Below are 26,200 nucleotides of genomic sequence, written 5' to 3' on the forward strand. Positions count from 1 at the left end.
CCGATAAGCCGCGGCGTGGCGCTTCCGCGTTTCAGGGAAGGGCTGGAAGGTATGTAGAACCGGACTCAGGCAACGGATTTCTGCCATCGTTCGACCGTTTCCGAGAACGTTTCCAGAGAGGAAGGCGGACAGCAGTGTAGGATTAACCAACAGTCCGAGGGATCACAGCTCAACTGTTGGTTAAGACTCTCTGAACCTATGGTGATATCGCCCTCACGTAATTCTGCTGACGGCCCCGCATATCCCCCCGAGCCTACGATCTGATGTGATCGACGATTGTTCTCAGCGCGGTTACATCGTCGATATTGTACTGTTTGAGTCGATCCCAGTCTGGTTCTTCGCCGTCGAGGAGATATCGTGTGTACTTGCTCCCGACCACAAATCCATCGACGGTCGGGTCTTGATATTCAAAGCCGAGTGCGCTCGCTACGACGTCCAATTTATGCCGATTGAAGGGCCCGAAGAGTTCCTGTTGTGCAGTTATCCCGAGGTCGTGTGCTCGCTCCAGATGGTCGATCCCCTCAGTGATGCCGTGTTCGTCGAATCTCCGACTGAGACACTGTTCGTCGAAGTAGTTCCCTCCGTAGTAGATGATTGGCTCGGAGCCATGATCATTAAGGTACTCAGACAGTTCCTGAAGGAGTGCTGACTCGTCGTCCGGATCGAAGAATTGTCGGTACGCATCGTTCTGGTAACTGTAGGTGCCGACCAGCCAGATCCGATCCTGCTGAAGGTCCGTTTCTATGTCCAAGAGGAGAGGCTCCGTATCGTGAAGGTCGTTGAAGGCGGGCTTGTTTAGAATCACGACCTCATCGTTTTCGAAAGCCTCTCGATGAGCAATCCACCGGTCCACGTGCCATGACGAGGCTCCAGGGAGGGCTTCGAGTTCGGCACGCCGTTCTTCGGTAATCTCATCTGGGTTAGTGATCCCTAACTCACTGAACTGTTCCACTCGGTTTCTCCCGACCTGGACGAGATCAGTCAGCCGGCTCCCTAGCAGATGGCCAGTGTCGTAGAACTCGTACTCGATAGACTCGTTTGAGGCGTCGATGGTGATGAGTGCGTACCTTCCAGGGTCGTCTACTCCGTCGTGGGACGCAATGTTGATCACCGTGCCGTACTCGAGGGTTTCAGTTCTGCCTCCGAATTGATGGCAATGACCGCAGACGGTGACTGGGGGCTGGATGTCGTCTATGAAGCTCCTGACGGCCTTCGACCCGATATGTTGTTGCCCGAATCGCTTCCCGATATCGAGAATGCCGAAGGGAGGAGTGTGAGTGACAAGAATCGGAGTTCTGTCTTCACAAGCGGCGCGTTGTTCGGAAAGGTGCCGTTGGACGTCGTCCTCGATATAGGTGATGAGACCAGGTCCCTGGGTTGATCCTTCCTGGCCGATGAACACGAGATCCTCGTAGGTGTATGGAGTCCTGTGGAGGTCGGTGGTAAATTCCGAATCGAATTGCGGACCGGTTGACGGGGGGAAGTCGTCGTTTCCTCGGACATAGAGTGATTGTTGGTGCTTCGTGAGGCGAGCAAGTTCTGCAAGATGATCTGTGTCAGTATCGGCGTTTTTGAAACGTGAGAGGTCGTCGCCGGCATACAGTAGTAAATCTGGAGTTGGTTCTACAGTTTCGAGAATGGTGTAGAGATCGTCAATAGGTTGAGAGCGCCAGTCAGATACGGCGAGAATGTGGGTCATTTTGTTTGAGCGTAGTTAGTGTAGCCTCTTCTATCGTTTGTTTAGGTGTACCGTTTGTCATTAGGGGATTCTTCGCCCCGTTGTAATTAACCAACAACTCAGACTCATCGGGGCAATATGTTGGTTAACAGCGAGATTCCTGTGCGATTACGTTGAAGATGCCTCCCCTCCAAACTCCTCGGTATGTGTGGCCGAAACTCGCTCTTCATCGACCAGGCTGACCTCGAGGCTCGCTTCGACGCCGAGGTCGTCGCGGACGGCGGGTACACCCCCCGATACAATATCGCACCTGGCGACGACCTCCACATCATCACGAACGAGGCTTCAGACGAGATCGACGCCTCCCACTGGGGGCTGATTCCGTTCTGGGCGGACGAACCCGAGGAGGGCATCATCAACGCTCGCTCCGAGACTGCCGATGAGAAGAGCGCGTTCAAGCGGGCGTGGGAATCACGTCCCTGCCTCGTCCCCTCGTCAGGATTCTACGAGTGGAAACCGCCGAACGGCGGGTCGAAGCAGCCCTACCGGATTTACCGGGAGGACGACCCCGCATTCGCGATGGCCGGCCTCTGGGACGTCTGGGAGGGCGACGACGAGACGATCTCGTGCGTCACGATTCTCACGACGGAGCCGAACGACCTGATGAACTCAATCCACGACCGGATGCCGGTCGTCCTCCCAAAGGATGCTGAGTCCGACTGGCTCGCCGCAGATCCGGACACCCGCAAGGAACTGTGCCAACCGTACCCGAAGGACGATCTGGACGCCTACGAGATCTCGACGCGGGTCAACAACCCCGGCAACGACGATCCCCAGGTCATCGAGCCGCTAGACCACGAGCAATCGGGCCTCGGCGAGTTCAGTTCGGGGTAGGTCGCGGCGTCACGGTCACTGCATCGGTGACGCAGCTGCCGAATCGACGAGCGAGTACTCTCGGTCTCGACTCGTCCCTTCCGCCTCGAGGAGGTTGTACTGCTCCATCTTCGAGAGGTACGTGCGGATAGTCCGTTTCGTCCGCGGATCATCGACGTCCTCGGAATAGTGCTCGTGGATCTCGCTCGGGCCGACCGGCCCGTGCTCGCGAACGATATCGTAGACGACGCGCTGGTGCGGTGTGAGCGAGTCGAGGCTCTTCTGCTTAATTTGGGCCCGGGCATCCTCGGCGGCGTCGAGGAGAATGTCGTCGGTGATGCGCTCGTGGTTCTCGCGATCAGCCTTGCCGGCAGCCGTTCGGAGGATGCCGATTGCGAGGCGTGCGTCGCCGGCGGCCGCGTCGGCGATGCGGTAGAGTTGGTCGTCGGTGATGACGTCCTCATCGAGTCCCCACTTTGCCCGCGCACTCAGGATATCGTACAGCTGCTCGTCGTGGTACTTGTCCATCCGGACGTGTTCGCTGGAGCGTAGCCGGCTCACGAGGCGGTCGTCGACGCGGCTGAACAGCTCCTCTTCCTTGTTCGCGATGCAGATGATCGCGAATTGCGGGAGGCTGTGGAGGTCGTAGATGACGCTGGGGTCTTCAAGCTGGTCGACCTCATCGAGGATGACGACGGTTCGCGGGCCGTCATGCTGCTGGAGGCGATCAACGAGTTCGTCGTGGGGCGTCGACTGCCGGTGGATGTCGATGGTCGCGCCGAGGTCGTCGAGGATCTGGTAGAGCGTCCGAAATCGGGTGTAGTTACGCCAGCAGTTGACGTAGGTGGTCTCGACGTCGAGGACCTCTTCCCTGAGTCGTTCGGTGACGAACTTCGAGATGCAGGTCTTGCCAGCGCCGCTGGGTCCAGTGACGATGGCCGTGTCGGCGGGTTCACCGTTCGTGATGGGCTCGAGAACGCTAGAGGTGGTTGACCTCGGCGTCGCGATGCTCAACTTCCCGAGGGACGAACCCGGCGCGGAGAACGCGAGCATCGCGGATCATCGTTACTTGATAGACTGATATTTTGGCAGTACTAAAAACGTGACCGGGTTGCTTCCGGAAACACTCCATTTAGCCCCCTGAACCTAACTAAATCCTCGCGCAGTAACGCGATTCCTGTTCGTGGAAACTCAAGGTTTCCGGGATTTCCGGAATCAGGTCACGGGCGGGAACTCGTCACACCAGGATTTTGCCAGTCGTCGGCTTCGTGTTCACTCCAGGGGATGAGGTATACTCCGTTGTCAGCGTGACTTTGACAGTCCAGCTCATCCATCAAGTTATTCCACCGTTCTTCGATCGTATTGCCGGACTGCTCGAGGAGTGACTTATCGAGTTCGTCGATCAACTGCTCTTGGAGTTTCTGGTGTCGTTCGCTTCCGTACTCGCCAAAGACACCCTCATATCCTTCCCCTCGGAGTAGTCGAACGAGTGTCGTGATACGGAGGGCTCGGTCCTCGCTTATGTCAAATTCCTCTTCTAGTCGCATACACATCCTGCCAGCCCAATCAGATGCGCCCATACTCCCCCCTCTTGTCGTCAGTATAATAGATGTTCGTGGGCCCAGACTAGAAGCAGTCAGGACATTCCCATACGTACCCCCGACTCTTGCGCCGGTCGCTTTTTGGCATTTGAAGAGACTCACAGAGGCCGCAGGTCTTGAATTCGGATTCGGGAATTAGTTCTATGAGCTTCTCCTTCCAGATCCGAATTTCAGTCTTCTTGATGTTGTTTCGTTCGTTCTCTACCTTGGAACTGTTCCTGTTGAATTCCCACTCTCGATTTTCGTTACGGCGCCATTCAGCCAATATTCGGAGGACCTCGTCTTGTTCGTCCACGCCATCAAGATCCTCTTGGCAGTCCTCCACGACATCTCGCCGAATTTTCGGTTCCACCTTGTCCCAGACCGCGGGGTTGCTTCCATCTCCTTCGTGCCGCTCTTCCTGGCGTTTTTGCTCGTCTTCCAGCTCCTCGATTCTGGCATCAAGAGACTCTCGTATCGGGGTGAGATCGGGGATGCTCATACGAAGATACCACGACTGGAACGTCATAATATTCTGGTGCTGTACCGCTTCTGTCTGGTTTAAACAGGTGTTGCGAATCGCCTGATTCTATCGTGTTCAGCTCTCACGATCAGCGATCCATCCTGGATTGACACTATTCTCTGGGAATCAGGTGTCGTTTGACTTCTCTAGAACAATGATTGCAGAGTGCCGCTGGCATCGGGAGCGTATCTGGGGAGAATTCCCGGGTGTCGCCTGAACGGGCTTCATGACCACAGACGGTCGTCCCAGTTTCATTCTGTACGAGGTGGTACTTCGCCTTCCCCGATTGGCGGAGCGAGAATGCAGATTCGTCTTCTGTGGGATAATTGTCGTCTACAATATCTTCGACCGTTGCCGAGGAGATCCAGTATCTGCTGAGATCCGTCCACCAGGTGTTCGAGCATCGAATTTGCTGGCGGAAGAGCTGCCGGTAATCAACCGTGAACCGTTGCGAATCCTGCTGAATGAGGTCATCGGTGTGGAACTCGAGTGTCCGTGGGGATCGCTCCCCCCTGTTTGATTCAGGTTCCAACTCGATGGTCCACTCCGTTTTGACGTACGCTCCTCCGGTGTATTCGACAGTGTCTGCGCTTACAGACTTGGTACGGTCACGAAGCCAACGAACGGTCGGTGGACGGAGCTTCTCAGTAAGTTGCTCTGAGAAGATGTCGTGTAGCAGTTCATCTGTGACGAGTGCGTCTTGGAGGGCGGTTCCGAGTTCTTGAGGGGCCGTCTGGTTCGTATAGTTCTCTGCCTGTGCGATGAGTGTCTCTCGAGCTTCGGCAATCCCATCGACGGTCAACCAGAATCCGTACGCTTCGTGACCATCGGTGAGCACTTCGCCATCGGTGAGCCGAACCAGCATCGGCCGGATATGGTCGGGTGCCGGAAACAGATGTAACTGGTATTGGTCGGTGACCGGGACTACTGGATAGGGGAACTCTTCTCTAGAGGGTACTCCCCCCTCGTTACGGGGTATGGAGAAGCCTCCCAGGTCTGCTACCGGGACGTGCCTTGGCATACACTCCGGGATACGATTCCAGTACGTCCCATATCGGTGGTCGCGAGGACCGCGATTAATTTGCATTGTGAGTAGACCGATTACCCCCAGTCACTTAGTATTCAGGGGGTAGTGGGGGGAGGGGCTATAGAAGAACCACCATACTACAAATCGGGAACTTAGACTAAGTAAAGGTTATAACATTCCCGCTGGGTGATGTGACTATCCAGATGACTCAGAAGACAATTGGACAGAACACCGGCCAATCGGGTCGGGTGAATCTGTCGGGACCCGAACTCGACCAATTCGATGCGGAGGTTGGGGACGCTATCAAGGTCGATGTCGCGGAGTCGAAGGGGATCGCCAAGGCGATCATCGAGAACAGCACGGAGTGTGAATTCGTAATCGTATCCAAACCAGAAGCTGATTCCTCACCCACGGAGGAAATCGATGAGTAGTGAGTACCCTTCTCTCTTCGAAAGCTGTCAGCCACGAGACGACGTCTTAGACGGCTCGCTCCAGGAGGAACAGTTCGCTGCGAAACTCTCGACTGTCGTCCACAACCCTGAGAAGGCAGCACCAGTCTATCGAGACCCCGACTCGTTCTACGATATGACCTATCCCACGGAGGGTCTCCGCACGCTGCTCTCCAATCTCACGGGGCGTTTCTTGGCGACCACAAAGTACGACCCCGGCTCGTATACTTCGAGCATTCTCTGTCTCGACACACGGTTCGGTGGTGGGAAAACGCACGACCTCATCGCCTCTTACCATCTTGCTGAGAACCCCGTAGATATTGACGACCTCTCGCACTACCTGCTGGACGGCGACGAGGAGCTTGCGGCCGACTATCAAGATGCGGTGGCAGAGGGGCTCGATATTGCGACGGGGGTCTTCATCGGAACGAAGGCTGATAGCAAGGATGCCCGCCATGCCGACGACGATCCGGATGCTCCGAATACCCGGACGATGTGGGGTGAACTTGCGTACCAGCTCTATGGGCTCGATGGCTACGAGTACCTCAAGGACTACGACCAAGACCGGGACGCCCCCGGTGAGGGGACCCTCTCGAACCTTTTCGCTCAGCACGACCAGCCGGCCCTCATTCTGATCGACGAAATCGCCGACTACATGAACAAAGCCGCGGGCACGCCTGTCGGCGACAAGACGCTCGCCGATCAGACGCTTTCGTTCGTGATGGCGCTCCTCGAAGCGGCTGCCGAGTCGGAGCACGTCACGGTCGTCTACTCTATCGCGGATACAGCGTTTGGTGAGCAGGCTGACCGGGTTCGTGATGGCGTCCGTGATCACATTGAGGAGGTCAACGAGATCGGCCGGCGGCAGCACAAGACGGTCACGCCGACCGACGAAAACGAGATCGGACAAGTCCTTCAGCACCGACTCTTCTCGGAAGTTCCAGAAAACGCCGCGCACGAAGCCGCTGACTCATACTTCCAATTCTATGACCAGGAAGACCGGCAGTATCCACAGGAAGCAACCGACGCTGGCTACGTGGATGTCCTCGCACGCGAATACCCCTTCCATCCCTCCTTAATCGACGCTCTCACGGACAAGATCGATACGATCCCTCGATTCCAGCGCACGCGTGACGCCCTCCGCTTGCTTGCTCGAGCCGTCTACTACCTCTGGAATCACCAGCCCGACAGTTACGACCGCCACTGGATTCGGATCTACGACCTCACAGTCGCTGATGACGATCCTGGCGGTGGGATTCAGACGATCCTTCGTGAGCGCCTATTCGACTTCGTCGATCTCGGTCCCGCAGTGACCGCCGACATCTACGACGACGATGGTACCGCGCACGCCCAGCGAGGACCGAAAATGGACCGAAAACGGTCTCCCACCTCTCGGTACCCATCTGACGACGACAGTTCTCTGGCACAGCCTTGCATACGGAGAACAGGCTGCAGGCCTAACTCACGCCGATCTGAACCTCGCTATCGGCCACCCCGATCTGAACTTCGACGACTACGATGCCGCCCTATCCGCACTCCGGGGCGACGATATGGACGTCGCTTGTTACTTCCTCTACGAGGAAGAGCGCCTCCGATTCAAGCAAGAACCAAATCTGATCCGGATCATCGACCAGCGGATCGAGTCTACTCCCGAAGCGAGCGCTCATTCGCGTTTCCAGAACCGTCTCACCTCGAAGGAAATCGGCGATGGTGGCTTCCAGCCGGTGGAGTTCCCTGAATCGCCGGCGGACTTACCGGATACCCCGGATACGCCGAAACTCGCGGTGATGCATCCGGACACCGCTGCTGTCGAAGACGGCGGCGATACGCCGCCGAACCGGGTAACTCAGCTCTACGAGCAGCAAGCCGCAAAACACGAGGGAGAGACTGAGACGCGAATCTACAAGAACTACGCTCTGTTCCTCGCCCCTGACGCTGATCGAATGGATGCTGCAATCGACGAGGCTCGGCGTCTCGAGGCTATAGAGGCCCTGCTTGATAGCCCTGAACAGAAAGCCGACCTCTCCTCGGAACAAATCGAGGAGCTTCGAGAACGGAGCGACGAGGCACAGCTGATGCTCGGAGAGCTCGTTCGGAACGTCTACCGACACCTCTACTACCCTGACCGGGACGGGCTCACCCACATCACCATCGGTGCGACCGAATCCAACGGCGGGACGACACTGGTCGACGCTGTCCAGACAACGCTCGAGGATAAGATCGTGAAACGCGACGCCGGCGCTCGTGGGTCCGCTCACGTCCAACAGAAGCTCTGGCAGCAGACCCAGGACGCCATGTCCACCGAAGCGCTGGTCAACCAATACGCGAAGAAGCCGGGGCTGGACTACCTCTTCAGCACAAAACCGATTCGAGAGACTGTCTCGTCCCTCGTTAGTGACCACGGGTACGCATATTGGGATGGCGAGTCTGGGACAGCGTACTGGGTCAGGACAACGGAGCCTGAAACGTGGCCGCATCCGGAACCGTTCGCGAAATCCCCCGATGTCGAGACCTCGATTCGGGACAGCGATGTCCAAATCGGGAGTGACTTCGTCGTTTATCGAGATATCGACGCGCTCGTCGACGACCACCTCGACGAAATCGACCGGCCAGAACAGACGGTTGCTACCTGTGCCGAGTGTGGGGCGGAGGTTGAAAACCCAGAAGGAAGCGAACCCTACTACTGTGAGGAACACCAGTCCGATACGACCTGTAGCTCCTGCGGAAAAGAGGTCGCTGCGAGCAGCTGCTGGACGCACGCGGACGCTGCGAGGAATGCCAGCCAGACGAATCCTGGGAGGCGAGCAAGAAGATGATGTCCGCTTCGCGGGCGTTCTCAGAGGTTCGTCGCGATGCGGAATCGAAGGCCGGAACTGACCGGACGCCGCTGCTTGAAGAGGTGACCATCCAGGTCGGTGGGGACGAACCTTTCCAAGCGGCCAAGTTCATCAGTCAGCGCCCCGGATTCAAAGCCCGCGAAGACTCGGTGACGGTTCGAATGCAGTACGAAACCCAGACTGACGACGGGACGTACAGCGCGGAATTCACGGGGTCACCGAGCCGATTCCGTGACGTGATCGACCAGCCGGCTCGTTCGGCGATGATCGAGAGACCATCCAGTTCCGCTTCCAGTTTGACGAGCCCGAACCGATTACTGACGAGGGTGACGACCTCCTCGCTGCCCTCGATAATGACCTCGATGCGGGCAACATCGACGTCCGGGTCGAAGGGCGTGGCCCGATTCAGGCGAGCTCGGAGGTGACGGTCTGATGGCGAGTCGCGGTTCGGAATTTGAGACCTCACCCGCTGAGGGAACAGAGGAGGATCGGCTGGTTCGCTACGGGACGAGTATGTTCGGTGGTCGCCCGACGTTCACGCTCGTCCGACGAGAGACAGACGGTGGCGGCGAGTGGACGCTCCACGAATTACTCCCTCGCGAACAGGCTGAAGCCCGCCGTGATCGCCTGGAGCGGGATGGTCGTTCGCTGAGTATCACACCAGTCGAGGATCTCGTCTCGGACATTGCTGGGGACGACCTCCTTTCCAAGCTCGATGGCTGGACGTGGGATGAGTGGGCCGGCGCAAAGGTCGCACGGCTTGATCCGACCCGTGTCCGTGCGCTCCAGGACGTCGTCAGGGAGGCGATTGAGGGCACGCCAGGAGATTCATCAGAAGTTCTCACTGGGGGGGCTGGATTCGTGTTCCTACCTGAGACGGCAGGCGTCCGGCTTGCTGTTGCCTTCCGTGGCGTGAAGCCGATCCAGCGTATCGACCGGATGCGGTCGCTGGCTCGAGGCGTTGCACGGATGAGCGATGAGGAGTGTTACTACTGGTACGCAAAGTGTCGGTCTCCGTCGAGTCCGAACGGCGAAAAGGCCCTTCGAGTGTTGCTGACGGATCATATCAAGTGATTTTCCATGACTCAAAATAACCCTGATATCGATGAGCAATCCGAATTAGATCAGCTTGCTATTGAGGGGAATCTCCCGCTCAAGGCAGTTGGAATTGAGAATCTAAAAGAGGCTAACCCCCAACATATGCCGCCTCACCGGTATCTCCATCCTTGGTTTGCGCGGCGACCAACTCCTGCCTCCCGACTTGCCGTCTTAGCTTCTGTCCTACCTTCGGGGGTTGATGCTGACGATCTGCTTCGGTGGATGCAGATTGGTCCATCTCAAGGAACAGACGGCGAGAGTATTGTAGAATACGTCGCACGAAAGAAGAGTAATGAGGATGAACGGGATGGAACACTACAAGACCACTACGATTACCCCCGTCCATTCACTCAGTCACCGAGTGAGAACGAACGAAATGAGATTCACCAGCTTCTTCGGAATCAATGGGATGGAGAACTACCTACCGTTCAGATCCAACAGCTGGTGGCGGTGTAATTCCATTTGAAGCACTCCGGTACGATCTCCCTACGATTGCAAACGAATTGAATCCCATCCCGTCGCTAATGCTCAAGGTTATGAATGAGTACGCGCCGAAGGTGGGTTCTCTGCAGAGCGAATTGAATCGGTGGAGTGCCAAAGTGGATGAGCTCGCTTCAGAGCGGCTTGAAGAGTACTTCCCTTGTAAGAACGACCGCCGTAGTCCTTCCCATTACGCTTGTACATATACCGTCACTTGCCCTGACTGTGGATTCGAAATACCTCTAGTGAAGAAGTGGTGGCTTCAGAAACAGTCGTCGACAAGCGGCGTTGCTGCCCGCCCGCGTCTAAATGAAGAAACGAAAAGTGTCGAGTACGACTGTGTACGGCTTCCTGATGAGGTATCGAAAAACGAGTTCAACCCTCAGAATGGCCCTCATTCCCGAAGTGGCGCAGAATGTCTGAATTGTCCTGTCGTGATGGAGTCAGATGATATCCGTACAGCGTTTAAGAATGGCGAGTATGACACGACAATCTACGGTGTCAAGTATGTCAACGATGGTTCTGGATGGCGGGCCCCGACCACGGAAGATTACAAAGCCTGCGAAAAAGCGTCTGAGCGTACGGAATCTGATTTCCGACTGAATACAATTCTCACTCAAGATCGGTACATCGGTGATGAGGATCGAGCTGGCCCGTACGGAGTCAGTAAATGGCGAGATGCGTTCACTGATCGCCAGCTCGTCACTCATTATGAGTATCTTCGAGCCTTTGAGGAAGTGGAAGACGGAATCCGCGAAAGCCACTCAGAGAAGGAGGCAGAAGCTATCCTCACGATTCTCTCTCTTGTATCCAGTAAGGCCATTGACCGAAATACACGGTTTGCGCCACTCGACACTGGAAAAGGATACCCCGCAAATGCTCTTGGCGGGAAGCACTTCACACTCCAGTGGTCGTTCGTTGATAACAACCTGTGTGCAGGGAATCAATCATGGGAAGATAACTTCAATCGTGTCCGCGACTCCTACGAGGAGCTTGTCTCATATCTTCAGGATATCGAAGATCCTGAATCAGAGGTTCTAGTCGGTGACGCAGCCGACTTAGATATTGAATCTGACACCGTCCAGGCGGTTGTTATTGACCCGCCATACTACGACAGCATTATCTATTCCGAACTTTCGGACATTTGTTACGTTTGGTTGAAAGAATACCTTGGGGACACTTTCCCCGAGATGTTCACTGGTGAACTCTCAGATAAGGACGACGAGGCTGTGGCGAATGTCGCTGAGTACGAGGAAGTCGCAGATAGTTCAAAATCCAAAAAAGAGTTCGCCTCTGAAGATTATGAAGATAAAATGGCAGAAATTTTCCAGGAACTCTACAGAGTGCTTGAGCCTGGTGGAGTAATGACCGTTATGTTCACGCATAAGGAGTCCAGCGCGTGGGATACTCTCACTAAATCACTCATCAGATCTGGATTCACTGTAACTTCGACACATCCCATCACGAGTGAAATGCCACAGAGGACCGATACCCGAGGTGGCGGGTCAGCCGACAGCACGTTACTCCTCACGGGCCGCAAACCCGTTGATGCTAATCAGCACGAGACGGACTCAACTCCGACCCTTTGGAGTGATGTTCGTACAGATACACGAGACGTTGCTAAGGATGCTGCCCGCGAACTCCTTAATTCGGGTCTTTCACTAACAAAAACGGACGTGATTATCTCTGCATTCGGACCAACTTTGAAAGTCTACGCTGACGCCTATCCAGTTGTTGATGACCAAGATAATGAGGTTCCACCCCGTCGCGCTCTTGAAGAAGCCCGTGAAGCAGTAACGCGGGTCCTTGTTGAGGAGTATCTTGAGGGTGAAGGACTCGGAGACTTGGACGACATTACTGAGTGGTATATCCTCTCTTGGCTGGTTCACGAATCCGACACCTTCCACTACGATGACGGCCATCAACTGGGCCTCGGCGTGGGCGTCGATATCGACGAAATCAAACGCTCTACGAAAATTTGGGGGAAGAAACGTGGCGACATTCAGCTGAAGACTCACGAGGACCGCGTCCAAGATATCACACTGCCCCCCGAAGAGAGATCTAACCGGACGCCCGTCGATCCTGAAGCGCTGTCCTACACGATCGCCCTCGATGCGGTTCACGCCGCTATGCACGTCTACGAGAAACAGGGCGAGGACGTCGCCATCGATTGGCTCAAAGAACGCAACTTCGACACAGATGCGGGGTTCAAGGCAACACTGAAAGCTCTCCTGCAAGTTCTTCCCCAGCGGAGTTCGGAATGGGAGGCCGCTCGCGACCTCGCCATAGGCCGGACCCACGACGCCCTCGGTCTCGAATTCACCCCCACCGATTTCACTGATGTCTCAAAAGATAGGTCCGAACAGACCGAACTCGGTGACCACGCCTAACTCGAAATTCCTCCAGTATGACTAATCTACGTGACCGCGAGTGGCAGTCGATCTACGAGAGCAAGCCCGAGCAGGGACGCGCCCATCTCGTCAAGGACTTCTACGAACCCGCACTGGAACGCAGCCAACAATACGACCGGATTGCGGGCTACTTCTCCAGTACGGCACTCGCGGCTGCTGCCAACGGCATTCACGCCCTCGTCGAGAACGATGGTGAAATGCGCCTCATCGTCGGCACCGAACTCTACGAGTCTGACCGTCCGGTTCTAGAGACGCTCACCGACCGCCTCGAGGAAAACCTCGAGGACCTCGATGACGAACGCCTGGATGCGAATCTCCGTATTCTCGCGCGTCTCCTCCGCGAGGGGCGGATCCACATCAAGGTCGCCTATCCACGCTCTCCCTCTCACGATTGGGAGATCTTCCATCCGAAAGTTGGACTCTTCCACGATAGCGACGGAAACACGATTTCGTTCGAGGGCAGCGTCAACGAGACGGTCGGCGGCTGGGCTCGCAACTACGAGAGGTTCAAAGTCCACCGTTCGTGGGTTCCTGAACAGGCGGACTACGTCGCCGGCGACGAGGAGACCTTCGAGCGACTGTGGAGTGATGAACACCCCTTCGTCGAAGTGTATGACCTCCCCGAGGCGATCGAAGAGGACATCATTGACTGGAAAGCCCCAGACACCGAAAGCGATCTCCAGGAAGCGATTCAGATCGCGAACGGTACAGCTCCGCCGACGGAGCGCGACAAAGCGAACATCATTCAGGATGGACCGCTCTCGCCCGGTGGGCTCGCTCTGGCCGAGGAAGCGAGCACGATCACGCCGTGGCCGCATCAACGAGTCGTCTCGGACACACTCGTCAACACCTATCCACAGAGTTTCCTGCTGTGTGACGAGGTGGGACTCGGGAAGACGATCGAGGCCGGTCTTACACTCTCCAGGCTTGGACTCACCGGGGAGCTTGAAACCGGGCTGTTGCTGGTTCCGGCGAGTCTGCAGCGGCAGTGGCAGGAAGAGCTCTGGGAGAAGTTCAACATCAACGCCGTCCGATTCGACCGGGACACAGCGGGCGATCACGTATTCCGGGACGTCCGCGGTCGCGACCACTACCCACCATCGGCTACGGACCTCGACCTCACTGGGGAGCGCGAATGGGTGGACAGCCCCATCTGGCGGTTCCTCTACGAACAACAGTCGACTGATGCCGATGCATCGTCGCCACTGGATGGGCCGACGGTCGTCATTATGTCCTGGCATACGGCTCGTCTCGACGACCGCTGGGATCAGGTCGCCCCCTTAGACCGGATATCCGACCGGTCTCGGAACGGCATCCCGGCAAGCTGTCGCGGACGCGACCATGATACGGAAGACCGGATGGGCGTGTGGGACGCCGTCATCGTCGACGAGGCGCACAACGCTCGCCGTGGCAGTAATTTCTACGCTCTTCTCGAACAGCTTCGCGATTATACGCACGCCTACTACCTCTTGACGGCTACCCCGATGCAATTGCACTCTGGCGAACTCCACGACCTGATGCAGTTGCTGGATCTTCCGAGTGGTTGGGATAACCGGGATACCTTCATGGAGTTCTTCGAAACCCGAGATGGGCTGTCGCAGGCCCTCAACGAGGTTCTCGACAACCCGAGTTCAGAGTCCGACGAAGCGGAGGCTTCCTGGGACACGCAAGCCACGCTCGATGGACTGGAACACCAAGACCGGCTCCCGACGGACCGACCGTTCTCCTCAAAAGTCTTCCAGCACCTTGCAGACGAACTCGAGATCAATGAGGACAGACAGGACCGTGCCATTGCAAAAGAGCGTGTGCTGACCGCGTGCCGGCTCGCACGAGCCTATGGAGACGCCTACGACGGTTATCTCGACCATGTCGACGACGCGATGGCAGATTATGACATCGACCGCTTCGAGGCGAGCGAGGATACGAAACTCAAACGGCTCCTCTATCCTGAAGACGCCGACGAGTGGTTGATGGCGTCCCGCAGCGACCGACAGGACGCACTTGACGAACTCTCGCCGGGCGGTTGGCGAGTCATTCGCGATGTTCTCGCGGAGTCCACACCGGTCGACGCGCTCATCCATCGGAATACACGGGATACGCTTCGGAAGTACGAGGCGGTCGGACTCCTCGATACGACCGTTCCGAACCGGAATCCCGAACAACGGAAAATCGAACTCACCGAGGAGACACGGGCGGTCTACGACCAGATCGACGAATACACACGTGAGTTCTACAAGCGAGCCCAACAGACTGACGAAGCCCAAACACGCGCCATCGGGTTCGTGATGACCACGTACCGGCAGCGACTCACGTCGAGTGTCTATGCGATCAGCCAGAGCCTGAAACACCGGCTTGAGACACTCCGGGCACAACGAACCGTGCTCGCCGGTCGGGAGCGCGCTCGTGACCGGGACTATGGTGATGCGGAGCAGGTCGTCCTCGAAACGCTACAAAATGCAGACCTCGACGACGGGGACGTTCTGGATGAACTCGACGCTAGTAGCGACGACCTGGACCTCTCTGAACTCATCCCGAGCGTGACTGAAGAGGGGAAACAGCTGATCGAGGAAGAAATCGAGGCTCTGGAAGCGTTCGTCAACGACTTAGACTTGGTTGATACAGACCCGAAGATTCAGCAGCTGTACAACGACCTCGACGAGCTGGACCGTGCTGGCCACAACCGGGTGATTGTCTTCACGCAGTACGCGGACACAATGGACTTCATCCGGGACAGTCTCGCGGACCTTCTTGGTGCAACAATCGCGACGTACTCTGGTCGTGGCGGCGAGCTGTACGACCCCGATTCTAAAACGTGGGAGCACGTCGGGAAAGAGCGCGTGAAGCGTGAATTCTCACGTGATGATGGGCAGGTCGATATCCTCGTCTGTACCGACTCCGCGAGTGAGGGGCTAAACCTCCAGGAGTGTGGGGCGCTCATCAACTACGACCTGCCGTGGAACCCGATGCGAGTTGAACAGCGTATCGGTCGGATTGACCGTATCGGCCAACGATTCGACGAGATTCGCATTCTCAATTACAGCTACGAGGATACGGTTGAGACGGACATCTATGATCGCCTTGACGACCGGATTGGCCTCTTCGAAAACGTCGTCGGTGAGATGCAACCCATACTCTCCGGCGTCAGCCAACAGATCCGGGATGCGACCTTGAACGCGGACAGCGCTGACGACCAGTCTGCGGTCGAATCAGCTGACCGCGAGTTCTCTGAAGAACTCGAAGAACGCGATCAGGGCGATCGCGTCGATGTCGGAGAGTCACTCGAGGACGTCGACGACCTCGTCGCTCAGGACGTCGTCGACGAAGCAAAACTTGATGCGTGGCAGTCCTACAGTCACCCAGATCTCGTCGATGTCGGCGAGGAGGAATACGAGTATCAACCTCCGTTCGAGACACCAAGCCTCCAGTCAGTGTTGGTCGATAACGACGCTCTTGCCGAGGCCGGTGTCGAATTCACTCCGGTTCACGAGATTGACTTCGAGTACGATGACGGGGACTTCGACTTTGCGGACAGTACATATCGCCTTTCAGTAGGTGATGCACCGATTGAGGTACCAGCCGAGGATGGGGAACAGACGATTGCACAGGCTATTGCGACTGCTGCTGACGAAGTGGCGGTGACGTTCTCGGCTGTGTGTGCTGACGAGTTCCCATCGGTTCAGCATCTTGCACCAGGTCATCCACTTCTCGTGCAACTCCTCACAGTACTGCAGGATGTGAGTGAGGATCCGTCGCGATTCCAACAGCGAATCGTAACTCGACCCGATCAAGACCAAGAGCCAGTAGTGTGTGCGTGGGGGCGGGACGGCGTGTTTACCCGGATTGCAGGCGATGGGACAGTGACTGAAAATGGACCAATGGATTCCCTTCCGACGTGGTGTGATCAATTCCTTGACAACCGAGAGAAGTCAACAAAGCAGCCACAGTAGCTGGGTAGTTTTGTAAGCATGGACTTCCCAGATGAACCAATAGATGCCAAATACTGCTCTTGAAGCAAATCTCCGCGCTATCGGGGACGGTGCGAGACTGGAACAGTTAGCTGTTGACTTACTTGGTCGAGAAGGATACGACGTCGTTCAACCGGCGTGAGGGGTCCGGATGGTGGGAGAGATGCACTTTGAACGCTCGGGAAAATTTGGCGTGCTCCATTGAGGGTGTCATAGAACTCTTCTCACACCGTGATGATCGTGCTTCCCGGATTGTCTCCACGTTCGTAGTTGGTGATCGCGATGACAAGGCGAAGGCACAGCGCGAGGAACACCTGCGCTCGTGCGTGGACGCGGCCTCGGGCGTGGGTGCGCCCGAGGCCGCAGTCCTTCACTGATTCGTTGGTTCGTTCAACTCCCGTGCGGCGGTTGTACGTCTCATCTAGCGTCGGTTGCTTCAGCTGAACGTCTTCACTGTGTTCCTCGATGCGGTCTTCGACCCTGTACTCGATATCGAGCGGGTCGTCGGTGTTTCGCGCGTTGTACGGAGCGACTGGCACGACCCCTGCGGCCAGCAGGTGGTCGTGCCAGTCGAGCGTGTCGTAGGCGCTGTCACCGACCATCCAGATCGGTTGCTCGACGGCGAGCGCGTCACGGGTGACGCGCATCGCCGTCTCTTCTGGTGCTTGTTTGCTCTCGGTGAACTCCGCTGCGATCGGTATCTTTTGCCCGGTCGAGACGATTGTACAGCCGTAGCCGTAGTAGTACTCGTCCTTGGTTGGATCGTAGCACTTTGACGCATCTGGGTCGGCTGGCATCGCCCTCACGTCGGTCGAATCGATACAGTAGGTCAAGTCGAGCAGGCCGCGGCGGGCGGCCTGCTCGACGAGGTGATCGAACACCTCGTTAGCGACGTGTTCGAGGTCGGTGAGGAAGCGATCGACCGCGTCTCTCGACGGCGGTCGATCGAAGCCACAGCTCAACCAGACGACCGTGTTCCGAAGCTCTCGTTCGACGGGGCGGATGCCGTAGATATCTTTGTAGTAGCAGTGGAGAAAGCCACGCATCAGCTCTGGTGGTTCGTGGTCTCGTGTTCGCCCCGTCTGCGCCGGGGCGAACACGTCAAACTCTTCGAGAAATTCGAAGGAGAGGTGCTCGAACAGCGCTAGCGTCTCTGTCTCCACGACATTGAAGAACGACTCTACCGAAGGATCATCTTGCAGGGTCGCTGAACTCATCCACCTCAGCGTTCACCCTGCTCTTTGGTGTGCTAATCGTTCTATGACACCCTCGTGCTCCATTAGCTATCTCTTTGTAGCTCCAATTAGACTCTGACAATATGCCGAAGCCGGATATTGAAGTCCTCGACGACGGCGACGCCTATCCGTATTCATCGCATATCAGCGTAGACGGTACAGAAATCCAGCTGGGCGATCTTCTCCTCGTGTTTGATTCTCTCGACGACAATGGTGTCAGCTTCTTCGAGCGTGTCTATGGGTTTACATGGCCAGGAGTTATCACTCACGTCGTCGATGGGCCGGTTCCTGCTGAGTTCCACAATTTCGAGGACTTTGCTGCGGATCTCGACAGCGGGAAGTTCGCGGTCGCCAGCAAACGCGAACAAACGAGCTTCTTCGTCGACGAAGACACCGTCCGCACTATCACCCTCTACCGATACCAGTACCAGGGCGGGTGGCAACCGATCGTGATAGATGAGCAACGAGATCCACTTGAGAACACCCCCTTCAATGAATCAATTACTCTCTGTGAGGATGGAGAGCAGGTAATTGAAGAACTACTCGGGACGAGTTCTCCTGAGGAGAAGCAGGAGGTTGAGCAAATCCGCGAATTTCTGCGGTCTGCTGGTTATCAGCTAGATCTGATCTCTGATTCAGACGAATAAGCCCCTCACTCACCGATTCACATATAGTAGAAATACTGTGGCCGAACCTCTAAAATGGACTCAGTATCTACTTCGGATAGGATTGTACCGACACGCTTTGCAACACTCACGGTTGCTGGCATCCGAATTGCGTAGTCCGATGTATTCCAGTCGAGTTTTGTGAAAAAGAGAATTTCCTTACAGATCTCTAACGAGGGTGTCTCACAAATCTCGTCAGGTCGGATCTCAATCGGCGATGGTACTCCACTCCCCTGATAGGTCGTCTCTTCCGGGACATATCCGGATGTGTAGAGATAGTGGACGTCGTCATCAGGGACGCTCAGGAGGGTTCCCCGCATGGCGGGATAATCCGTAGGTGGGAACAATCTGACCTTTGGCCGCCTACGAACCCAGACTAGATCTAAATCGCGAACACCGTCTGTGGCATCAAGCAACCCTTCACGTTCTTCTTCCCAGAAGACAGATGGCTTATGAAGGACGAACCGGCTGGGACGTGTCCCTTTCTGAGCTTCGTAATATTCCAGAATCTGCTCACCTACCTGTCTAGCCGCCTCATATGAGAGGTGGGGAGATCCATTCTCGTCCTCGGTGATATCCGGGAGTGGATCGCTCTGAAGGATAATATGGTCCCGTCCGTGAAAGACGTGAGCAAGAGCAGCTCGAATCACATCATCTCCTTCGTCTCGCTCTCTGTAGAACGAGAGCCCTGCGTAGCAGTGCCCATCTTCGATCTGCCGAGTTTTCCAGGGATGCCCTCGTTGAGACTTGTATAGAAGTCCAACTGTGAGATTCCAGGCCCGAGATGCTCGCTGTCGGCCAGTACGGATCGCAAGTGTGGATGGCTTAATCAGCTGTGTGGGGATTCGAGCCTCCATCCCGATCAGCTTGATTCGATTTCGCAGGTCAGAACCTTCCGACTGGATTCGCGCATGGTCCTGGTTCTCAGGAGTACACGCGTCCATCACTTCTTGCGGAATACAGACGATGATTGCGTTCGGCTGAACCGAATCCCGTTCGATTATCTCTATGTCTTTCCGCACTAGCTTCAGGAATCGCTCCATCCGATCTCTGGGGGTCGATTTACCCGTAACAGATTGGATGTCTCGTCGACGAATTTGGCGTCTCCAGCCCTTTTTTGCATTAATAGAGAGATTGAGCGGGGAACTCTTACCTAGGCCGGGATACGGAACCTGCCACGGATTATCACTTGTTCCTGGATGGATCCCGACCTCCATATCATGAAGTAGTTCGGTCAACCGGCGGATCGAATCTCGATCGCCGATAATCCCGAGTTTGATTGTATGGTGTCCTTCCTCATAGAGCCGTGGACCATATCTGATAAGGCCTCGTTTGGGGGAGGTTTCAGTACCTCCTTCAAACTGAATCTCTGGCTCCTCGAGGTGACGAAGCGTGAACGGGGAAGCTTCAGGCGTCATTGTTCAATTCCCCCTGTGCTTTCGAGATCAGAAGCTGACTCGATGAGCTCATCACGTTCGTCTCCGTCTTTGGGCGGGCGGACATTGAGGGACAGCGAGTCAACTCTGATTACTTCGAGTTCCTTTACGACGGGTATCTTTTCACCCAGAAACCGGTCAAGCTGGGTCTGATCCGACATCAGCAACTCTTCCCAGACACGCAGCGGTCGTACTTACTATTCTGGGCGTGGAAACGATTTGGCGAGAAGTCGTTTTGGAGCCGTGATTTACGCTCGCCTGTTACAGGTCGACGACCATCTGAAGTGAAAACCTGTGTGGGTAGCAGAACGTAGTGGTATTCTCCCGCATAGCGCCGTACTCGTACTTTGACACCGCGGTGGATGACATCGGGGTAGGAGTCTATAGTAGGCGTTAGAAGTAATTACTTACTTTTGGAACAGAGAGTTGATCGAGAGCGGTGTCGATCGCCGTCGTCAGCTCGTTAAGTGAGTCGAAGAACCGGTTGCTGAGCGCCTGTTGTAGCTGTCGCCAGCACTCTTCGACCGGGTTGAGCTCTGGCGAATACGCCGGCAACGTCACGAAGGCGAGGTCGTCACGGGCCGCCAGGTCCGTGACAGCTGACGCCTGGAAGTACGGTGCGCCATCAAGCACCACGAGCAAGTCATCCTCAAACTCTTCACATAGTGCTAAGATGAAATGTTTTGCGTGGTCGGCGGTGACGTACTCTTCGAACCGGGAGAAGAAGCGATCACCGTCCTCGGTGATCGCGCCCAACAGACACGTCCAGTCACGCTGCCCAGAGAGTTCGACGCTTGGGCGCGTGCCGCGCGGAAACCACGCGGCACGCGGCTCAACCTGGACAGATTTCTTGGTCTGGTCGATACAGACTACGGTGGCGTCCATCTCCCGCCGCTTTTTTTGAACTCTTCGTGAAATTCTTCTTGGTCGTCTTCATCAGCTTCGGCGGCTGAGCGGCGCGGTTTCTGATAGCTGAGTCCCGCTTCTTTCAGCAACCGCCGGCAACTCGGGTAGGAGTACTCGACGCCGTAGGTTTCTTCGAGAAACTGCTGGACGAGCGCCGGCGTCCACGCCGGCGCGTCGAGCCCAGCCGCTTCAGGTAGGTCGTGAACAGTTTCTTCGAACTCTTGTTGCTGTGAGTCCGAAAGCTTTCGATTTCTTCCAGAGCGGTGAGCATTAGCAACGGCGTGCTCAATCGACTCGTCGGTGTCGAGTCGATTGAGCCAGTTGTAGATCGTTTTCCGGTGGACGTCGTACCACTCGGCTAGTTCCTCTTGCGTGACTCCGTTCTTGTAGGCGATAGCTGCTAACAACCGCTCTGTTGGCTTCTTTCCCTCCACGTTGTCGAGAGCAGTTTGCAGCTCTTCGACGGAGATCTCGTCGAGGTGCTCCACTAACTACTTCAACAAATTACTTGCAAATATATCTAACGGCTACTATAACTCCTTTGTAACCCATGATCGACCTAGTTTTCGTTCGGTACCGTGCTGTCTGCGGTCTAGTTTCGGGTATACGGTTGTTCCCTTCTCACGGTCGATGAGACAATCGTTATCTCTTGCAACGAGAGTGAAAATCCCTCTGAGAAGGGACCTTACGATATTTTCACGCTCCTCTTCTTGAGCCCGCGTTTGGAGGAACTCCTCGAACTCTCGTGTTTCGAAACGGTCCTCGTGTATGTAATGACGAGTAGACCCCGGAAGATGGTCCGGATGAACGAGCGAATATAATTTCCGCTCGTGAAGCTTGATGGGGAACGCTTCGTTGTTGTAATTATAGACTCGAGCAGATTCGGCATCCTCTGTCGTCTCTATGATGTACAGTGTCTCTGGGTAGCGGGTTACCTGAAACAGATTCGTCGCATATTCTGTTTCCTCAGAAACCGGTTCATACGAATGAAGATATGGTTCGTACTGGAACCGTTCTGTTTTCTCGAGTTGATGAGCTTGTTGACGGAGGTCATCGTATGTACCTACGAAAACATGGGTATCAATAGCAAAATCTCGGAACTCATCTACATCAGTATCATCTAGCCGACCTACGACCTCATCGTTAACGCTGTCTTTGAGTTTTTCGTAGAAGTCGACCAGTTTCTGATTATCGGTGATATCACGATCGAATAGGGCTTTCCAGAGCTGGTCATTAGAGAGTGTCTCCGTAAAAATATAGAAATCAAAACGGTGGGGTTGGGGCTGTTTGATGTATTCGAGGAAATACCGGGCGAGTTCGTCTCTAAAATCATTCGGGCTGAGGCCTGTGGAATACGCTTTTGCCTCAGCTACCACTTTATCGCCCGTAGCTTTGTTCACAAACTGAATATCGTCAAGCGTAGAGTGGAAGGCTGAATCCCGTTCGACCATGTAATTCAGCCCTTCCATGTACTCGATGACGACTTCCTTATAGTCCTCCCCGCGTCTCGCCGTCCCTTCCCGCTCTTTATATAGATTGTAGATGGGCACGTTGTATCTCGTTACAAGGAAGTCTCGTGTGAATTACTTTTCCCTCAGTCGTTGGATAGTCTACTGGGATACGACGGTACTTCTATAATCCGAGCGGTATATATTGGAGATAATGAACCGCGAGGACTTGGGAACGACTCTGCGTCTCCTCAATCGCGAACGTGGGGCCGCGGATGCGTTACCGAAAAAGTCGCTTCACAAGCTCCTCTACCGTATTGACGTCAAATCTGCCGAGCGAAATCTGGATATCTCGATCCCGTATTATTGGTATCTCTTTGGTACCGTCTCTCCAGCCACGCCCTCGACTGTCCCCTCAGCGAGTATTAACGAGCCCGGACTTGAAGATCGCCTACGTTCTGTTGTCTCAGAGGCTCTCTCTGAATATTACGAACATGGATTAGAATGGCTCACAGACCGAATGTATGATGATGCACCGTATCAGGTTCAGCGGGATTTTCGGGAGTTAGATAAGAAAATACGAACGTTACATACGGAGTACCACGATTTCTTTGAGGTTGACCCAAGCAGAGAGTCGGTACTCAGCTCCGTCCACGACACTTTTGAATCATTTCCAAACAACCGATTTCCGGAGTATGATCGACCACTAATCAAGTGGTATAACGCAGTCACTCGAGAACTCCATTCGCATTCTCCTGATCCCTCCAGATTGATGACGGTGAATGTAACGTTCTGGCGTATCTTTGCACTCGAGCTTGCTCAACGGCATGCCCAGGGAATGTCTCCGGAAGAGGTCCGTGGAAACCTCGGTATAACCTCGTTTGAGGAGGCTCGGAGTTCTGCGATCCAGAAACTTGACGAATTCGAAGAGGAAGACCTTGATGCGAAATTTTCTGGATTAGCGACCGAACTCGAATCTGAACGGAGTGCAGCCGACGAACTTGTTGCTCCGATTCTTGAACGCCGGGGAATTGCGCACGAAGATCTCCATCCGGGCCAATGACTCGATACTTCGTAGACACTAACGTCCTCATTGGACTCACGTTTTCTCACGACCGGTGGGCCGTAGAAGCAGAGCGTATCCTAGACGGTCATAACACGCTCTTCACGAGTGAGTTTGTAATCTACGAGTATTGCAGCCGTCCACAAGGAGCGCCTCGAGTTGTGTCCGACCCCGATCAGCTACAAGTTGACCCTGACGATACCGATGGCGTGTTCGGGACCGTTCTTGAAGACTTTCAAGAGAATGTCGAGGATAATATCCCAATGTACAATCGAGAAATCGATTTACAGCGCTACGATGGGCTTTCCTTTGAGAGTATCTTAGAGATTTTCTTCGATAATATTGAGGTTCGAAGTCAGGCCAAGCCACACTTTGTTCGGCACTTCCAGAACTACTTCTCCTCGCGTGAAATCACCCCACGGAATGCAAAACGGTGTGTCGAAGATCTTCGAGATCGTGTTCTCCACGACGCAAAGGAGCGGAAAGACGCACTAATGGATGCTGTCCACGTCATGTCGTCAACTTATGACGATCAGGAGCGCGCTCGCGGTCTAGTCAAGGAGCACATCGGAATTCAAGAGTCCCGGATTCCTCCTGTAGACTCTCAGTGGCTTCTTGACGCAATAGGGCTTGCAGAACGCGATGTGCTTCACCGTGTTGTGACCGGAGATAAGAAAGACATCGTCCGATATCAGCAACAACTGACGTCATTATTTGATGTTACAATCCTCTATATTTTGGATGAGTTTCATACTCGTTCCCAAGTCGGTCAGGATTCACACGAAATCTTCTGATTACGCAACGACTGGTTAGAAGGTACACTGTCGCCGGAGCTGAGGTCCACTCTGACAGGAAGTACTTATGGGTGCCGTCCGGACGAAGCGTATGGGACTCTTTGAGACCTTATTTAGCTCATCCACCGGGGATACTGATCCTCAGGCACAGCAACCGAGTCAGCACGAAATCTTCCCCGAGGACAAGTACAATGTCGCATACGCTGTAGCCGCTCGGCGTGAAGAAATTCGGGCGTTAGAACACCTTCTAGAAGCGGATCAGACCTCACCTACCGCCTTGGAGGCTGAGCCTTTCCTTCAGGATATAATCGAAGATATGGAGCGGGATCGGGAATACTCCCTCCGCCTTCGCACCTCCGGGGGAGGAGCTCGTCGACGATATCCGTGAACTCATAGAGCATTGGGACAATCAGGTAGATGAGCAGATAGGGACGATTTGGTGGCCTATCGGAGCAGATACGACGTTCAGGTTGTACCTCCATTATCTGGAACTCCGTGCTGACGCGGAGGATGACCAATTTTCGTTCCCGGAGTCTGCTGGACAGGTTCACACTCTTGTCCAGCGTGGTCTTAGTACAATGGAAGATGATGACGACTCGAAGCTCGCTGTAGTCCACAAGCGAGACATTCCTTGGGAAGAACCAACTGAGGACAGCTGATCTATAGTAGCCGTTAGAACTTTCCGCTCAGAGAGTGTTGCTGTGATCAATGGACCACCTCGACGAGATCTCCGTCGAAGACCTCCAAGACGCCCTCGACAACGTCGAGGGAAACAAGCCGACACAACGGTTGTTAGCCGCAATTGCGTACAAAAACGGCGTAACGCAATCCGAACTTGCAGAGTGGCACGACACCGGTCGAAGAACGATCTACAGCTGGCTGATGCGATTTGATACGGACGAACCGCTTGAGCAAGCTGTGTCTGATGATCATCGATCCGGGAGAAAACGAAAACTCTCAGAATCACAGCAAGAAGAGTTCGAACAAGCCGTGCACGAACCGCCCGAAGAGGCCGGGATCGACGCGCCGGCGTGGACGCCGGCGCTCGTCCAGGAATTTCTCGAAGACGCCTACGATGTCGAGTACTCCTATCCGAGCTGCCGGCGGCTGTTGAAAGAAGCTGGATTGAGTTATCAAAAACCACGCCGCACAGCCGCCGAAGCTGAAGAATCCGACCAAGAAGAGTTCCACGACGAGATCAAAAAAAGCGAGCGGAGATGGACGCCAAAATAGTCTGTATCGATCAGACGAAGAAATCGGTGCAAGTCGAGCCGCGTGCCGCGTGGTTTCCGCGCGGCACGCGGCCGAGCGCCGAATTGTCCGGCCAACGCGACTGGACGTGTCTGCTCGGCGCAATCACCGAAGACGGTGACTGTTTTTTCTCACGGTTCACCGAGTACGTCACCGCCGATCATGCAAAACATTTCATTCTCGCGTTATGCGAAGAATTCGAAGAAGACTTGATCGTCGTATTAGATGGTGCGCCGTACTTCCAGGCGTCGGCCGTCACGGACCTAGCGGCCCGTGACGACCTCGCCTTCGTCACGTTACCGGCGTATTCGCCGGAACTCAACCCTGTCGAAGAGTGCTGGCGACAACTCCAAAACGCTCTCAGCAACCGGTTCTTCGACTCGCTTGAGCAACTGACCACCGCGATCGATACTGCTCTCGACCAACTGTCGCTTCCAAAGGTGAGCAATTATTTCTAACGTCCACTATAGTTCGCTCCTTC

21 protein-coding genes and 1 pseudogene are annotated in these 26,200 nt (G+C 55.2%); 12 read left to right on the top strand and 10 right to left on the bottom strand.

The annotated features are described in order from the left end of the window. Positions 1-253: 253 nt before the first annotated feature. Positions 254-1,699 (bottom strand): ribonuclease H-like domain-containing protein, encoded by a 1,446-nt coding sequence (locus PSC72_RS24680; protein WP_274326375.1) that lies wholly within the window; start codon positions 1,697-1,699, stop codon positions 254-256. A 183-nt stretch (positions 1,700-1,882) separates the two neighbouring features. On the opposite strand from PSC72_RS24680, the gene PSC72_RS24685 reads away from it, so the two are divergent. Further along, positions 1,883-2,572, top strand: a complete 690-nt coding sequence (locus tag PSC72_RS24685) for an SOS response-associated peptidase (RefSeq protein ID WP_274326376.1) — start codon at positions 1,883-1,885, stop codon at positions 2,570-2,572. Between the two features lie 15 nt (positions 2,573-2,587). On the opposite strand, the pseudogene PSC72_RS24690 reads toward PSC72_RS24685, so the two are convergent. The 4 genes and pseudogenes from PSC72_RS24690 to PSC72_RS24705 form a co-directional block, all read right to left on the bottom strand. Continuing rightward, positions 2,588-3,614 (bottom strand): annotated as a pseudogene (locus PSC72_RS24690) (Cdc6/Cdc18 family protein). A 157-nt stretch (positions 3,615-3,771) separates the two neighbouring features. After that, positions 3,772-4,131 carry a hypothetical protein gene (locus PSC72_RS24695; protein ID WP_274326378.1) on the bottom strand — a complete coding sequence of 120 codons (360 nt, stop codon included), beginning with the start codon at positions 4,129-4,131 and terminating at the stop codon, positions 3,772-3,774. A 46-nt stretch (positions 4,132-4,177) separates the two neighbouring features. Next, positions 4,178-4,633, bottom strand: a complete 456-nt coding sequence (locus PSC72_RS24700) for a hypothetical protein (RefSeq protein ID WP_274326379.1) — start codon at positions 4,631-4,633, stop codon at positions 4,178-4,180. A gap of 133 nt (positions 4,634-4,766) precedes the next feature. Beyond that, positions 4,767-5,675 (bottom strand): hypothetical protein, encoded by a 909-nt coding sequence (locus PSC72_RS24705; protein WP_274326397.1) that lies wholly within the window; start codon positions 5,673-5,675, stop codon positions 4,767-4,769. A gap of 209 nt (positions 5,676-5,884) precedes the next feature. Here PSC72_RS24705 and PSC72_RS24710 point away from each other — a divergent pair, with 209 nt between their 5' ends. The 7 genes from PSC72_RS24710 (at position 5,885) to PSC72_RS24740 (ending at position 16,903) form a co-directional block, all read left to right on the top strand. Beyond that, positions 5,885-6,112 (top strand): hypothetical protein, encoded by a 228-nt coding sequence (locus PSC72_RS24710; RefSeq protein ID WP_004594467.1) that lies wholly within the window; start codon positions 5,885-5,887, stop codon positions 6,110-6,112. Next, positions 6,105-7,868 carry a DUF499 domain-containing protein gene (locus tag PSC72_RS24715; protein WP_274326398.1) on the top strand — a complete coding sequence of 588 codons (1,764 nt, stop codon included), beginning with the start codon at positions 6,105-6,107 and terminating at the stop codon, positions 7,866-7,868. Before PSC72_RS24710 ends, PSC72_RS24715 begins: the two co-directional genes overlap by 8 nt. Next, complete coding sequence (locus PSC72_RS24720) at positions 7,855-8,946, top strand: hypothetical protein (protein WP_274326399.1); 1,092 nt, start codon at positions 7,855-7,857, stop codon at positions 8,944-8,946. Before PSC72_RS24715 ends, PSC72_RS24720 begins: the two co-directional genes overlap by 14 nt. Before the next feature lie 453 nt (positions 8,947-9,399). Then, positions 9,400-10,041: a DUF7680 family protein gene (locus PSC72_RS24725; RefSeq protein ID WP_066419074.1), complete on the top strand. Its 642-nt coding sequence runs from the start codon at positions 9,400-9,402 to the stop codon at positions 10,039-10,041. Positions 10,042-10,167: 126 nt separating this feature from the next. Continuing rightward, a complete protein-coding gene (locus PSC72_RS24730) occupies positions 10,168-10,521 on the top strand; it encodes a hypothetical protein (protein ID WP_274326415.1) in 354 nt (117 codons plus the stop codon). A 461-nt stretch (positions 10,522-10,982) separates the two neighbouring features. Then, complete coding sequence (locus tag PSC72_RS24735) at positions 10,983-12,935, top strand: DUF1156 domain-containing protein (RefSeq protein ID WP_274326400.1); 1,953 nt, start codon at positions 10,983-10,985, stop codon at positions 12,933-12,935. Positions 12,936-12,952: 17 nt separating this feature from the next. Further along, the gene (locus tag PSC72_RS24740; protein WP_274326383.1) at positions 12,953-16,903 is read left to right on the top strand and encodes a helicase-related protein; all 3,951 of its coding nucleotides are present in this window, start codon (positions 12,953-12,955) and stop codon (positions 16,901-16,903) included. Positions 16,904-17,145: 242 nt separating this feature from the next. Here the strand turns inward: PSC72_RS24740 and PSC72_RS24745 are convergent, their stop codons facing one another. After that, complete coding sequence (locus tag PSC72_RS24745) at positions 17,146-18,138, bottom strand: transposase (RefSeq protein WP_274322795.1); 993 nt, start codon at positions 18,136-18,138, stop codon at positions 17,146-17,148. 101 nt (positions 18,139-18,239) lie between these two features. Here PSC72_RS24745 and PSC72_RS24750 point away from each other — a divergent pair, with 101 nt between their 5' ends. Then, positions 18,240-18,803 carry a hypothetical protein gene (locus PSC72_RS24750; RefSeq protein ID WP_274326401.1) on the top strand — a complete coding sequence of 188 codons (564 nt, stop codon included), beginning with the start codon at positions 18,240-18,242 and terminating at the stop codon, positions 18,801-18,803. A 17-nt stretch (positions 18,804-18,820) separates the two neighbouring features. On the opposite strand, the gene PSC72_RS24755 is transcribed toward PSC72_RS24750, so the two are convergent. The 4 genes from PSC72_RS24755 to PSC72_RS24770 form a co-directional block, all read right to left on the bottom strand. Beyond that, positions 18,821-20,239, bottom strand: coding sequence for an argonaute/piwi family protein (locus PSC72_RS24755; protein WP_274326385.1), 1,419 nt, complete (start codon positions 20,237-20,239; stop codon positions 18,821-18,823). Further along, positions 20,236-20,418: a hypothetical protein gene (locus PSC72_RS24760; protein WP_274326386.1), complete on the bottom strand. Its 183-nt coding sequence runs from the start codon at positions 20,416-20,418 to the stop codon at positions 20,236-20,238. Before PSC72_RS24760 ends, PSC72_RS24755 begins: the two co-directional genes overlap by 4 nt. A 232-nt stretch (positions 20,419-20,650) precedes the next feature. After that, a protein-coding gene (locus tag PSC72_RS24765; RefSeq protein ID WP_274326402.1) for an IS630 family transposase occupies positions 20,651-21,651 on the bottom strand; the annotation gives its coding sequence in 2 pieces (ribosomal slippage) (positions 20,651-21,162 and positions 21,162-21,651; 1,002 coding nt in all). Positions 21,652-21,693: 42 nt separating this feature from the next. Next, on the bottom strand, positions 21,694-22,713 hold the full coding sequence (locus PSC72_RS24770; RefSeq protein ID WP_274326403.1) for a hypothetical protein: 1,020 nt from the start codon (positions 22,711-22,713) through the stop codon (positions 21,694-21,696). Between the two features lie 112 nt (positions 22,714-22,825). Here PSC72_RS24770 and PSC72_RS24775 point away from each other — a divergent pair, with 112 nt between their 5' ends. The 3 genes from PSC72_RS24775 (at position 22,826) to PSC72_RS24785 (ending at position 26,177) form a co-directional block, all read left to right on the top strand. Further along, entirely contained in the window at positions 22,826-23,674 is an 849-nt protein-coding gene (locus PSC72_RS24775) for a hypothetical protein (protein WP_274326404.1), read from the top strand. 161 nt (positions 23,675-23,835) lie between these two features. Then, complete coding sequence (locus PSC72_RS24780; protein ID WP_248653044.1) at positions 23,836-24,468, top strand: hypothetical protein; 633 nt, start codon at positions 23,836-23,838, stop codon at positions 24,466-24,468. Between the two features lie 708 nt (positions 24,469-25,176). Beyond that, positions 25,177-26,177, top strand: a protein-coding gene (locus PSC72_RS24785) for an IS630 family transposase (protein ID WP_274324088.1) whose coding sequence is annotated in 2 segments (ribosomal slippage) — positions 25,177-25,669 and positions 25,669-26,177 — 1,002 coding nt in all. Because the reading frame shifts where the segments join, the coding sequence is not laid out codon by codon here. The last annotated feature ends 23 nt before the right edge of the window (positions 26,178-26,200 follow it).

The sequence above is a fragment of the Halosimplex aquaticum genome, assembly GCF_028747785.1.
Classification (GTDB): Archaea; Halobacteriota; Halobacteria; order Halobacteriales; family Haloarculaceae; genus Halosimplex; species Halosimplex aquaticum.

Excerpts from the sequence above, each read along its gene's own strand:
- PSC72_RS24755 (WP_274326385.1), bottom strand. The coding sequence starts at position 20,239 with ATGACGCCTGAAGCTTCCCCGTTCACGCTTCGTCACCTCGAGGAGCCA.
- PSC72_RS24775 (WP_274326404.1), top strand. The coding sequence starts at position 22,826 with ATGAACCGCGAGGACTTGGGAACGACTCTGCGTCTCCTCAATCGCGAA.
- PSC72_RS24750 (WP_274326401.1), top strand. The coding sequence starts at position 18,240 with ATGCCGAAGCCGGATATTGAAGTCCTCGACGACGGCGACGCCTATCCG.
- PSC72_RS24735 (WP_274326400.1), top strand. The coding sequence starts at position 10,983 with ATGGAGTCAGATGATATCCGTACAGCGTTTAAGAATGGCGAGTATGAC.
- PSC72_RS24715 (WP_274326398.1), top strand. The coding sequence starts at position 6,105 with ATGAGTAGTGAGTACCCTTCTCTCTTCGAAAGCTGTCAGCCACGAGAC.
- PSC72_RS24760 (WP_274326386.1), bottom strand. The coding sequence starts at position 20,418 with ATGTCGGATCAGACCCAGCTTGACCGGTTTCTGGGTGAAAAGATACCC.
- PSC72_RS24685 (WP_274326376.1), top strand. The coding sequence starts at position 1,883 with ATGTGTGGCCGAAACTCGCTCTTCATCGACCAGGCTGACCTCGAGGCT.
- PSC72_RS24710 (WP_004594467.1), top strand. The coding sequence starts at position 5,885 with ATGACTCAGAAGACAATTGGACAGAACACCGGCCAATCGGGTCGGGTG.
- PSC72_RS24730 (WP_274326415.1), top strand. The coding sequence starts at position 10,168 with ATGCCGCCTCACCGGTATCTCCATCCTTGGTTTGCGCGGCGACCAACT.
- PSC72_RS24740 (WP_274326383.1), top strand. The coding sequence starts at position 12,953 with ATGACTAATCTACGTGACCGCGAGTGGCAGTCGATCTACGAGAGCAAG.
- PSC72_RS24680 (WP_274326375.1), bottom strand. The coding sequence starts at position 1,699 with ATGACCCACATTCTCGCCGTATCTGACTGGCGCTCTCAACCTATTGAC.
- PSC72_RS24695 (WP_274326378.1), bottom strand. The coding sequence starts at position 4,131 with ATGGGCGCATCTGATTGGGCTGGCAGGATGTGTATGCGACTAGAAGAG.
- PSC72_RS24705 (WP_274326397.1), bottom strand. The coding sequence starts at position 5,675 with ATGCCAAGGCACGTCCCGGTAGCAGACCTGGGAGGCTTCTCCATACCC.
- PSC72_RS24725 (WP_066419074.1), top strand. The coding sequence starts at position 9,400 with ATGGCGAGTCGCGGTTCGGAATTTGAGACCTCACCCGCTGAGGGAACA.
- PSC72_RS24700 (WP_274326379.1), bottom strand. The coding sequence starts at position 4,633 with ATGAGCATCCCCGATCTCACCCCGATACGAGAGTCTCTTGATGCCAGA.
- PSC72_RS24745 (WP_274322795.1), bottom strand. The coding sequence starts at position 18,138 with ATGAGTTCAGCGACCCTGCAAGATGATCCTTCGGTAGAGTCGTTCTTC.